Source organism: Isoptericola sp. NPDC057191 (genome assembly GCF_042670225.1).
In the GTDB taxonomy this organism is placed as follows: domain Bacteria; phylum Actinomycetota; class Actinomycetes; order Actinomycetales; family Cellulomonadaceae; genus Isoptericola.
Genome location: NZ_JBHUWC010000124.1, coordinates 1 through 12,114, shown reverse-complemented (window position 1 = coordinate 12,114; position 12,114 = coordinate 1). Strand labels below are relative to the sequence as shown.

Here is a 12,114-nt window from a genome sequence, read left to right as displayed (position 1 = left end):
TCCTCCAGCACCGCGACGGTCCGTGCAGGCACGGTCACCTTCCCCGACCGCGCGTCCCACCGCGTCGCGCGGACCACCGGGTCGCCGCCCGACCGCTGCACCGCCGAGAGGCGGTAGTCCCGGCCCCGCAGCGCCGGCAGGTCGAGCGTGACCGCGTCCGGCGACGCGTTGAAGACGGTCAGCACGCCGTCGAGCCGGCGGTCGACGTCCCGGCCCACCGTGTCGTCCACGGCCATGGCGATCACCCCCGGGGTGGCGTCGGGGCCCGAGCCCGGGAACGACACCTTCTGCTCGATCAGTCCGGCGCTGCCCAGCCGGAACAGTCGCGTCGAGGAGCGCAGCTCCAGCAGCTCGCGCGCCGCGGTCGACGCCCTCGCGATGTCCGCCGGGGCGGGCTTGAGCGCCGGGTCGGCCAGGAGCGGGGCCATCACCGGCCACGCAGCGGAGTTGTCCGCCGCCGGCGGCAGGCCGCGCCCGAAACCGTTGTCCTGCCCCGACCAGTCGATCGCGTTGAACCAGTCGCCGGAGTCGTAGGAGTTGCGGTCCAGCGACTTCGAGCGCAGCAGGTCCGTGCCGGCGTGCCAGAACGACGGGGTCTGGGCGAGCGCCGTCGTCGCGAGCGAGACGGTGTTCATCCGCACCCGGTCGGGCATCGAGGTGTCCCGGGGCAGCTTGAGCGTCAGCAGGTCGAAGAGCGTCTCGTTGTCGTGCGCGTCCACGTAGGTGACGACCTCCTCCGGCGAGTCCGCGTACCCGGCGGGGGCGCCCCGGTAGTCGAGGTCCTCGCCGTGGGTCACCGCGCCGTCGGACGCGGTGAACGCGAAGTCCCGCAGGTTGCCCGCCAGGCCCAGGCGCACCAGGTCGGTCTGGTGGCCGAGGTCGGCGCGCTCGTCGTCCGAGCCGTCGTTGACGCTGCCCGCGTCACCCTCGCTGGCCTCGCGGCCGTTCGGGTCGGTGAACAGCCCCGTGCCGAAGCCCTGGGTGAACCGCGACGCGCCGTCCACCGGCGACCCGCCGTGCACGGCGTCGCGCAGCCGGTCGCTGAACGTCCCGATGCCGGTGCCGCCGAGCTGTCCCTGCGTGGCCTGGGTGAACAGGGCGTTGTCCGCGACCTCGCCGAAGTTCCACCCCTCGCCGTACAGGTAGACCGCCGAGCCGTCGACGCCGTCCTTGCGCACCGTCAGCGCGTCGAGCGCCTCGCGCACCGCGAGGAGGTTGTCTCGGCTGTGGTGACCCATGAGGTCGAAGCGGAACCCGTCCACCTTGTAGTCGCGCGCCCACGTGACGACCGAGTCGACCATGAGCTTCTCGGCCATCGCGTGCTCCGTCGCCACGTTCTGGCAGCAGGTGCTCGTCTCGACCGCACCCGTGGCCGGGTCCAGCCGCTGGTAGTAGCCCGGCACGACCCGGTCGAGCACGCTCTTCGCGTCCTGCCCGCTCGCCGCGGTGTGGTTGAACACCTGGTCGAGCACCACCTGCAGGTCGGCGGCGTGCAGCGAGCCCACCATCGTGCGGAACTCCGCCACGCGCGCGCCGCCCTCCGCGTCGACGGCGTACGAGCCCTCGGGCACCGACCAGTGCAGCGGGTCGTAGCCCCAGTTGAAGCCGTCGCGCGCGGCGACCTCGGCCACGGCCGCCTGCTGCTCCTGCGAGTCCGGGGCGTAGCCGGACAGGTCGCCGGTCGTCGCCTGGGCCGCGCGGTCCTCGGGGATCGTCGCGATGTCGAACGTCGGCAGCAGGTGCACCGTGGTCAGACCGGCGTCCGCCAGCTCGCGCAGGTGCGTCATGCCGTCCGAGCGTCCCCGCGCGAACGCGAGGTACGTGCCACGCTCCCGGGCCGGCACCGTCTCGTCCGAGATCGAGAAGTCCCGCACGTGCAGCTCGTAGATCGTCTGGTCCACGGCGCGCGCCACCACCGGCTGCGGCGTGGTGCGCCACACCTTCGGCTGCCACCGCCGGTCGTCGAGGTCGACGACCACCGAGTGCGTCGAGTCGAGCGTGAGGCCCACCGAGGACGGGTCGGTGACGACGTTCGTCTCGACCTTCCCCGTGCTCGGCACGTACACCCGCACGGCGTACCGGTAGCGGGCGCCCTCCCAGGCGAGCTTCTTCGCCGCCCGCTTGCCGTCGAGCGTCCACGAGCCGTCGGCCTCGCGCGCGGCGTCGAACCGCTCCGGGTCGGCCCCGAGGTCGCGCCCGGCGGGCCAGACCAGCACGTCGACGTCCTGGGCCGTCGGCGCCCACAGCGCGAACGACGCCCACCTGCCGCTCGGGTGCAGCCGGACGCCGAAGGTCCGGCGTGCCGCCGCGTCGCCGTACAGGTCGTCGAGGACCCCCGGCAGCTGCACCCCGGTCGCCGCGGTGAGCCCGTCCCCCGCCGCGCGGGTGACCAGGAGCTGGCCGGTCAGCAGCCGCTCCACGACCGCCCGGTCGAGCGGCTCGCCGTCGTCGCCCACCGGCGCGAGCGCCGTGTGGCCGGCGAGCGCCGGGAAGTCGCGCGCGACGTCGTCGGGCACGTCCCCCGCCGGGGCGAGGTCGTAGGACGCGGCGCCCGCCGGCAGGTCGCCGCCGTCGGGCCCGCGGACCTGGCCGTCGACGACGGCGAGCCCGCCCTCCGGCGCCGTCCACAGGGTCCAGCCGTCGCCTGCGCCGAGGTCCCCGGGCGCGAGCAGGAGGCCCTCGCGCACCCAGTGCGCCGCCTGCTGGCCGGTGCCCGGCAGCGGCGGGTTCTCGACGCCGATCTCGAGCACGTGGCTGGCGAGGTCGTACGAGAACGCCACCGTCTCGCCGTCACCCACGCTGAAGGAGTAGTTGGCGCCGTCGCGCGCGCCGCCCACGCCGTAGTTCTCCGCCCAGCTCAGGCCGTGAGCCACCTTGACCTCGTACGCCCCGGCCGCGAGGTCGTCCGTGGACCAGGTGTACGTGCCGTCGCCGTCCGGGTCCTTCAGCCACGTCGCGAGGCAGTCCGGCGCCCACGAGCCCGGGCACCCGACCTGGTCCTGGAACGACCCGGCCAGGGTGACGACGGGACCCTGCGCCGTCGAGGAGAAGTCGTGGCTCGCCGGGTCCCAGTAGAACGTGACCTTGCCGCCCGCGTGGGAGTACGAGGCGTTGCCGCCGTCGCGCACTCCCCCGACGCCGTAGTTGACCTCCCAGGAGCCGTTCACGGCGACCTTGTACTCGTAGTCCCCGGCGGGCAGGTCGAACGTCCCGGCCCACACGCCGTCGGGACGCCTCGTCAGACGGGCGCCCTCGCAGTCGGGCGTCCAGTCGCCGGCGCACCCCATCTCGCTGTTGTGGCTGCCGGGCACGGTGACGAGGTCGATGTCGGGTTCCGGCTCGACGTCGCCGACCGTGCCGGAGACGTCCACGCCCACCGACGCGAAGGTCGAGGCTGCCGTGCGGTCGCCGTCCGCGTCCTGCGTCACGGCGCGGTACTCGACCAGCGTGCCCTCCGCCAGGTCGCCCGTGTCGTGGAAGACGCGGGGCGTGGTGTCCTCGGCCGTGCCGAGGGCGTGCCACGCGTCGGTGCCCACGGCACGCCACGCGAACGACGTCTCCGCCCACGCGTCGTCGTCGACGTCGGCCGCGACCGCCGCGGTCCCCGTCACGGCCGCGCCGGCCGCGGGGACCGCGACCTCGAGCGTGCCCTCCGAGGCCGCGCCGACCGTGCGGTCCGCGCGCAGCACGACGGCCGACGTCGCCGGCACGGTGACGGTGACCTCGCCGGCGTCGTCCGCGGTCAGGGTCGCGGCGCCGCCCCCGAGGTCGCCGTACAGCACGTCGTAGGTGGCGCCCGGGGTGAGCGTCGTGAAGGTGGCGCTCTTGGCCCCGGCGGCGTTGTTCACCGTGACCAGGTGCTCGACCTTCTCGTCCCGGTCCACCCGGCTGAAGGCGTAGATCCCCGCACCGTTCTCGGCGTAGCGCTCCAGCTGCGCGCCCGTCGCGAGCGCGGGGTGCGCCTCGCGCAGGGCGGCGAGCTCGGCGATGTGCTCGTACAGCGGGGCGTCGGTGGCGTACCGGTCGACGCTGCCCGCCCGCTCCCCCGTGACGAGCGGCTGGTCGGCGTACTCGTCCACCTGGGTGGCGAACAGCGTCTGGCGCGCGTCCTTGTCCCCGCCGGCGCCGGCGAAGCCCTGCTCGTCGCCGTAGTAGACCACCGGCTGGCCGCGGGTGAGGTACATGAGGTCGTGCGCCAGCTCGTCGCGCGCCAGCGGCTCGTCGGTGCCGGCGAGCATGTACCCGACGCGGCCCATGTCGTGGTTGCCGAGGAACGTCGGCAGCGCGGACGCGGACTTCGTCGGCGTCGTGTACCGGTCGTCGCTCGCGAACAGGCTCGCCAGGCCGCGGGCGCTGTTGCCGCTCGCGAAGCTGGTCGCGGCTGCCTGGAAGGAGAAGTCGAGCACCGAGCTCATGTCCGTGTCGCGCACGTACGGGGACGTCTTGGCGGAGTCGGCGTCGTAGACCTCGCCGAACATGAAGAAGTCGTCCTTGCCCTGGGCGTGGGCGTGCTCCATGACCTGCGCCGACCACGACTCCCAGAACTCCGGGTTCACGTGCTTCACCGTGTCGATGCGGAAGCCGTCGATGCCGAGGTCGACCCAGTCGTCGTAGACGTCGACGAAGCCCTGCACGACGCGCGGGTCCTCCGTCATGAGGTCGTCCAGGCCGTCGAAGTCGCCGTAGGTGACCGACTCGCCCGTCCACGTCGAGTTGCCCCGGTTGTGGTAGAGCGTCGGGTCGTTCAGCCAGGCGGGCACCTTGACGTCCGCGTCCTCGGGCGCGATCACCGGCGTGTACGGGAACGACGTCGCCGCGTCCATGGCCGGGAAGTCGTCGCTGCCGGCGACGTCGGCCGGGTCGAAGACGTTCCCGGCGGCGTCCGTGTACGGCGACGTGGCCTGGTCGACGTAGCCGTACTCACCCTCGGCGTAGTCGACGACGTCCGCCGTGTGGTTCGTGATGATGTCGAAGTAGACCTTGATGCCCTTGGCGTGGGCCTCGTCGATCAGGGCGCGCAGCTCGTCGTTGGTGCCCAGGTGCGGGTCGATCCGCGTGAAGTCGGTGACCCAGTAGCCGTGATAGCCCGCGCTGGCGTTCGCCCCGGTGCCCTGCACGGGCCGGTTGAGGAACGACGGCGTGAGCCAGATGGCCGTGGTGCCCAGGCCCTCGACATAGTCCAGGTTCTGGCGCAGGCCGGCGATGTCGCCGCCCTGGTAGAAGCCCTTGTCCGTGGGGTCGAAGCCCGTGGCCAGCCGGTCGCCCTCGTACCCGCCGGTGTCGTTGCCGGTGTCGCCGTTCGCGAACCGGTCGGTCATGACGAAGTAGAACCGCTCGTCGGAGCCGGGCTGGCGCACCGGCGGGACCACGAGGTCGGCGTCGGCCGCGTCGTCGTACGCACCCGCCAGCGTCAGCGGGGTGAGCGCGGTCCGGTGCGTCGCGTCGTCGTACGTGACCCGCACCCGCGCGTCGCCCTCCAGCACGAGCGGTGCGTTCTTGTCCGTCCCCTCGCGGCCGTACGACTCGTCCCAGGCGCCGTCGAGCGCCACCTTGTACTCGTAGCTGCCCGCCGGCAGGTCCACCTCGGCGCTGAACGTGCCGTCGCCGGCGGGAGTCAGCGCCGTCGCCGCGCACGTCGGGTCCCAGTCCTGGGCGCAGCCCAGCTCGGACTGCAGGCTCCCGACCAGGGTCGCCGTCCGGTCCGCGGCGCTCGCGGCCGGGGCCGCCGACACGCCCAGGCCGGCCAGGCCCGCCGACAGCGCAGGGACGGTCAGGGCGACGGCGGTCAGCGATGCCGCCGCGCGGCGGGTCGGACGCCTTCGGTGGGCGAGGGCCTGGGCAGCACGGGGCATGAGGAGGACTCCTTCGTCGTCCGGGCGCGCGAATCGCGACCCGCCGCGACTGTACCGTTGCTGCAACCTTGCAGCAAGGCCTCGCCCCGGCCCGCTGTGGGTACGAAAAGGGCGGGAATCCCGTCGAGGATTCCCGCCCTTTTCGTACCCACAACCCAGGTCAGCCGGCCAGGTGGCTCCAGCGCGGCGCGAGCTCGTGCCAGGGTCCGACCTCCGCCACGCGCCCGTCCGTGAGGACGACGACGCGGTCGGCGCGCGACAGCGCCGCGCGCTTCGACGTCGCGCCCACGACGGTGGTGCCGCGCTCGCGCAGCGACGCCCACAGCTCGATCTCGGTGGTGGCGTCGAGCGCGCTCGACACGTCATCGGCGAGCAGCAGCTCGGCGTCGGTCGCCAGGGCCCGAGCGAGCGCGAGCCGCTGCACCTGGCCGCCCGAGAGCCGCACGCCGCGGTGCCCGACGAGCGCGTCCGGCCCGCCGGCCTCGGCGACGTCCTGCCCGAGCCGCGCCGCCGCGACGGGGCCGTCGACGTCCCGCTCGTGGTCGAGCCGCACGTTCTCGGTGAACGTGCCCGACAGCACCCGCGGCACCTGGGCCACGTGCGCCACCTGCCCGGGGCGCAGGAACGACTGGGCGTCGGTGACGTCGCGCCCGTTCCACCGGATGCTCCCCGTGTGCTCCATGAGGCCGCTCAGCGCGGACAGCAGGCTCGACTTGCCGGAGCCCACCTGCCCGAGCAGCAGCACGAGCTCGCCGCGCCGCACCTCCAGGTCGACGTCGGACACGCCGATCGTGCCGTCGTCGTGCACCGCGGTGACACCCTCCAGGTGCAGCCGCTCCAGCGTCTGGCGCGGGCCGGCCGCCGGCAGGGGCGCCGCCCCGGTGAGGAGGTCGACGCCGGCGGGCACGTCCATGAGGTCGGCGCCGGCGGCGAAGCGGCCCGTGGCGCGCTGCCACGACCGGGTGCCCGGCGCCTCGGTCACTACCGCGCCCGCGACGACGCCGAACCACCCGAAGCCGTTCACCGCGTTCGCGACCAGCAGCGCCGTGGCCAGCCCCCACGTGCCCGTGAGCAGGCCCGCCCACGCGGCGACGACGCCGAGCTGCACCATGATCATCGGCACGCCGTCGAGGGCCGCCTGGATCCGGTGCTCGAAGATCGCCGCCCGCACACGCCCCCCGTCCACCTGCCGCAGGTGCGCGTGCACCTCGGGGGTGCGCGCCGCGAGCTTCACGGTGCGGGCCGAGTCGAGCGTCGAGACGAGCGCGCGGCCGAACCGGGCGCGCGCCGCGGACGAGCGCGTCGCCGACCGGCCGGCGATCGGCCGCCCGATCGCGGACGCCGCCGCCGAGACGACCATGACGGCGAGGAGCACGCCGCCCGCGAGCCACGAGCCGCTCAGCAGCGCGGTGACGCCGGCGATCACGAGGCCGTTGACGAAGTCCACCCAGCGGTCGGCGTACCGCACGAACCGGTCGGCGTCCATCGACCTGGCCACGACCTCGCCCGGCGGCGTCGCGCGCAGGCGCCGCTGCCGCGTCTGACCGGCCATGACCGACATCCGCACGCGCAGCAGCACCTCCACCCACCACCGCGGGTAGACGAACAGCGCCCAGGCGAGCGCCAGCGGCGCCACCACGAGCAGCACGACGAACGACACCAGGAGCGCCGTCGGGAACCCGTCGTCGAGCCCCTCGACGGCACGGCCCCACAGGAAGCCGGTGAGCGCGCCCTGCGCGGAGACGAGGCTCGCCACCAGGAACAGGGCGGCACCCAGCGCACCCCAGGCGGGCCGCACGAACAACGCGTGCAGCACGCCGCGCGCCAGGCTCGGGCCCTCGCCCGGGTCCTCGAGCTCGGGCGGCGCGCCCCGGCGTCGCCGACCGCCCACGGCGTGCGTCGTCGGGGTCAGCGCCGTCGCCACGGCCTCGGCGGACCCGGCGCTCGCGACCGGCGCGTCGCCGGCGAGGTCGTCCGCGGGCAGGTCGTCGGCCGGCGCAGGGTCGGCGGGCGCGAGGGCTCCGGCGTCCGCGACGTCGCTCGCGCGCAGCAGGTCGCGGTACGGCCCGTCCTCGCGCGCGAGCCGCGCACGCGGGCCCTGCTGCACGACGCGACCGTGGTCCAGCGCCGCGAGCAGGTCGGCACGCTCGATGGTCGTGAGGCGGTGCGCGACGAGCACGCCCGTCCGTCCGGCGAGCAGCCGCTCCGACGCCGCCACCACCCGCGCCTCGGTGAGGGGGTCCATGCGCGCAGTGGCCTCGTCGAGCACGACCACCTGCACGTCGCGGACCAGCAGGCGCGCGAACGCCACCAGCTGCTCCTCCCCTGCGGACAGCGACGTCCCGCCCGGGCCGAGCAGGGTGTCGAGACCGTCGGGCAGCCCCGACACCCACGCGTCCAGGCGCAGCTCGCGGACCGCGGCCTCGACGTCCGTGCGCGGCACGTCGGCGAAGAGCGCGATGTTCTCGGCCAGCGTCCCGGCCAGGATCTCGGTGCGCTGCGTCACGACGCCCACCGCGGCACGCAGCCTCTGCAGGTCCAGGTCGCGCACGTCGACGCCGCCCAGGAACACCGTTCCCGGCTCGGGCTCGACGGCGCGCGAGAGCAGGGACGCGAGCGTCGACTTGCCCGACCCGGTGCGGCCCACGAGCGCGACGGTCTGGCCTGCCGGCACCCGCAGGTTCACGCCCTGGAGCGCGAAGGTGCCCTCGGCGTAGGAGAAATGCAGGTCGCGCAGCTCGATGCCGACCGGCCCGTCGGGCAGGTCGCGGCCGCCCGTCGGCTCCGGCTCGACACCGAGCATCTGCTTGATGCGCGTGATCGCGCCCAGCCCCTCCTGGATGTCCGGCAGGTGGTGGATGAGGTTGTCCACCTGGCCCACGAACATGGCGGTGACGAGGAACAGGGTCACGAGGTCCTGGACGGGCAGCTCCCCGCCCGAGGCCAGGGCGGCACCGGTCACGGCGACACCCGCGAGCAGGGCCGCCAGGACCAGCCCGGCACGGCGCAGCATCTTCGACTCGACCGTCACGACCGCCGCGAACTTGCGGTGCACGTCCGCCGAGCGCTGCGCCAGCCGGCGGACCGCGAACGGCTGGCCCAGGCTGGTGCGCAGGTCGTCGCGCGCGGCGACCGACTCCTCGAACGTCGCCGCGTGGTCCGTCCAGGCGGCCTCCTCGACGACCTTGCGGCGAGCGATCTCGCCCAGCATCGGCCGCACGAGGAACCCGGCCAGGACCCCCAGCGCCGGGAACAGCGCCCACGCCGGCCACCAGGTGAGCCCGGCCACGACCCACATCGGCACCACGCCCACGACCGTGCGCCCCGCGCCCCACAGCTGGCGGCGCACGAGCGTGCCGACGGCGTGCGTGTCGTCGTCGACGCGGTCGAGCACCTCGCCCACCGCCTGCTCCGTGAGCGTCGCGAGCGGCTGGTGCAGGGCGGCCGTCAGCAGGTCGCCCCGCAGCCGACCCTCGGCCCGGTCCACGACGCCCGCCCACACGACCTGCCCGGCCGTGTCGAACAGGGCGGCGCCGACCACGCAGAGCGTGAGCAGCAGGAGCAGCCCGGTCGTCGGGTCCTCGGCCAGCCGACCCGCGACGACCGTGCCGAGCGCGGCACCGACCGCCCCGAGGGTGAGCGCGACCATCGCGACCGCCGCGACCGGCCCCCGCAGGCGGCGCCAGTCGAGGCGACGGGCAGGGTCGTCGTGGGGGGCGGCCGGGGTGGTCAGGTCGTGGTCCGCGCGGGCGGCAGGGGCGTCGATCATGGCCCGGAAAGCCTATGCGGGCCCACCGACGCCCCGCCGCTCTTTATCGGGCGTCCGACAGGTCAGATCAGGCCGAGGGCCCGCACCGCGTCCCGCTCCTCGGCAAGCTCCGCCACGCTGGCGGTCATGCGCGCCCGGGAGAGCTCGTCGAGCTCCAGCCCCTCCACGACCTCCCACGCGCCGCCCGACGACGTCACCGGGAACGACGACACCAGGCCCTCCGGCACGCCGTACTGACCGGTCGACCACAACCCGGCGCTGGTCCAGTCCCCGTCGGGCGTGCCGAGCACCCAGTCGCGGACGTGGTCGATCGCCGCGTTGGCGGCCGACGCCGCGGACGAGGCACCCCGCGCCTCGATGATGGCGGCGCCCCGCTTGGCGACGGTCGGGATGAAGTCGTCCTCCAGCCAGGCCGGGTCGTCCTGCGCGAACGACGCGCCCGCCGTGCCCGCGACGTCGGCGTGGAAGACGTCCGGGTACTGGCTCGCCGAGTGGTTGCCCCAGATCGTCACCCGGCGCACCTCGGAGACGGGCACGTCGGCCCGCTTCGCCAGCTGCGACAGCGCGCGGTTGTGGTCCAGGCGCGTCATCGCCGTGAACCGGTCCTTCGGCACGTCGGGCGCGTTCGACGCCGCGATCAGCGCGTTCGTGTTCGCGGGGTTGCCCACCACCAGGACCCGCACGTCGTCCGCCGCGCCGTCGTTGATCGCCCGGCCCTGCGGCCGGAAGATGCCGCCGTTCGCCTCCAGCAGGTCCGCGCGCTCCATGCCCGGCCCGCGCGGCCGCGCCCCCACCAGCAGCGCCACGTTCGTCCCCGCGAAGCCCGCCGCCGGGTCGTCGTGGATGTCGATGCCGTCGAGCAGCGGGAACGCGCAGTCGTCCAGCTCCATCGCCGTGCCCTCGGCAGCCTTCACCGCCTGCGGGATCTCCAGCAGCCGCAGCCGCACGCGGGTGTCGGGGCCGAGCATCGCGCCCGACGCGATCCGGAAGAGCAGCGCGTACCCGATCTGGCCCGCGGCCCCGGTGACGGTGACGTTCACTGGTGTGGTCATGCCCCTACTCTGACGCAGCCGGGCCCCCGGGTCGACCGCCCGGAGACGGGCGTGCACAACCCGCACGGACCGGCGCACCGCCGTCGTGGCGGGGGCGCGGCCCGCACCGACGCGCGGTACGGTGCGAACTAGCGCCACCGTCGGCCCGCGCTCAGCAACCGTTCAGACCGCGGTGGAAGCATGCCCGCGCAGCCGGCCGTGAGGCCGGTCACGCACGACCGGCCCCTCCGACGCGAGGGGCACTCCGAGACGCCCGTCTCCCGAGCAGAGAAGGACCCTCATGTCCCACGACATCGCCGCCGAGGGCGGTACGGCTTCGGTCGACGTCGAGACGGCGCGCGACGCGCCCGAGTACGGCCTGTTCGCGCGCCTCGCCGCCGAGGCGTTCGGCACGTTCGTGCTGGTGCTCGGGATCGTCGGCACCGCGACGTTCAACGCGGCCAACAACGGCCAGATCCTCCCGGTGGCGCTCGCAGGCGGCATCCTCGTCATGGGCGCGATCGCCGCCGTGGGCGGGGTCTCCGGCGGCCACTTCAACCCCGCCGTGACCCTGGGCGTGACGCTCGCGGGCCGCGCCGCGTGGCGTGACCTCGTCTGGTACTGGCTCGCCCAGCTCGTCGGCGGCGTCGCTGCCGCGGCCGTCCTCTTCTCGGTCATCCCGAGCGGGTACCCGGCGCTGCTGGGCGCGGCGGACAAGGCCGCCGTCTTCGCGGGCACGGCCAACGGCTTCGGCAGCCACTCGCCGCTCGCGACGCTCACCGCGTCGTCCGGCAACCCCGTGGAGTTCACGCAGTGGTCCGCGCTGCTCGTCGAGGTCGTCGTGACGGCGGTCTTCGTCGGCATCATCCTCGCCGTGACGAGCAAGCGGTCGAAGTCCGCGTTCGCCCCCGTCGTCATCGGCCTGGCGCTCGGCGCCCTGATCATCGTGGCCTGGCCGGTCACCAACGCGTCCCTCAACCCGGCGCGCTCGTTCGCCTCGGCGGTGTTCGCCGGCGGCTGGACCTGGGGCCAGCTGTGGCTGTTCGTCGTCGGACCGCTGGTCGGTGCGGCGCTCGCCGCCCTGTTCACGCGGGCCTTCCAGCCCGTGCCCGCCGTCGCGCTGACCGAGTTCGAGTACGCCGCCGTGACCGTGGACGAGACGTCCCGCGTCCCGGAGCGCGTCGTCGAGCGTGACGCCGCGGTGGACGCTGACCGGAACGCTGAGCACGACGTCGTCGACGACGGCGCGGTGCCCCCCGCAGCCGAGGGCGACCCGGCCCTGGGTCGCGGCGTTGTCGCCGACGTCCCCGCGGACGACGACGAGCCGAAGGGCGACGCGCCCCGCGTCTGACGCAGGGCTCGGCACCGCTCAGCGGGAACCAGCACGGCGAGAGGGCCGGCACCCCACCGGGTGCCCGCCCACTCGTTCTGTCGTGCGTGCGGCCATGTCGTGCGTGCGGTC

The 12,114-nt window shown here is 74.5% G+C and carries 4 protein-coding genes; 1 reads left to right on the top strand and 3 read right to left on the bottom strand.

Going from position 1 to position 12,114, the window contains the following annotated elements:
- The 3 genes from pulA to ACFT55_RS14525 form a co-directional block, all read right to left on the bottom strand.
- Nucleotides 1-5,852: pullulanase-type alpha-1,6-glucosidase (gene pulA / locus ACFT55_RS14535; protein ID WP_380244550.1), on the bottom strand; the 5,852-nt coding region annotated here is incomplete at its 3' end.
- A gap of 160 nt (nucleotides 5,853-6,012) precedes the next feature.
- Nucleotides 6,013-9,621: an ATP-binding cassette domain-containing protein gene (locus tag ACFT55_RS14530; RefSeq protein WP_380244549.1), complete on the bottom strand. Its 3,609-nt coding sequence runs from the start codon at nucleotides 9,619-9,621 to the stop codon at nucleotides 6,013-6,015.
- A gap of 62 nt (nucleotides 9,622-9,683) precedes the next feature.
- Nucleotides 9,684-10,673 (bottom strand): malate dehydrogenase, encoded by a 990-nt coding sequence (locus ACFT55_RS14525; RefSeq protein ID WP_380244548.1) that lies wholly within the window; start codon nucleotides 10,671-10,673, stop codon nucleotides 9,684-9,686.
- A gap of 280 nt (nucleotides 10,674-10,953) precedes the next feature.
- Here ACFT55_RS14525 and ACFT55_RS14520 point away from each other — a divergent pair, with 280 nt between their 5' ends.
- On the top strand, nucleotides 10,954-12,003 hold the full coding sequence (locus ACFT55_RS14520) for an aquaporin (RefSeq protein ID WP_380244547.1): 1,050 nt from the start codon (nucleotides 10,954-10,956) through the stop codon (nucleotides 12,001-12,003).
- The last annotated feature ends 111 nt before the right edge of the window (nucleotides 12,004-12,114 follow it).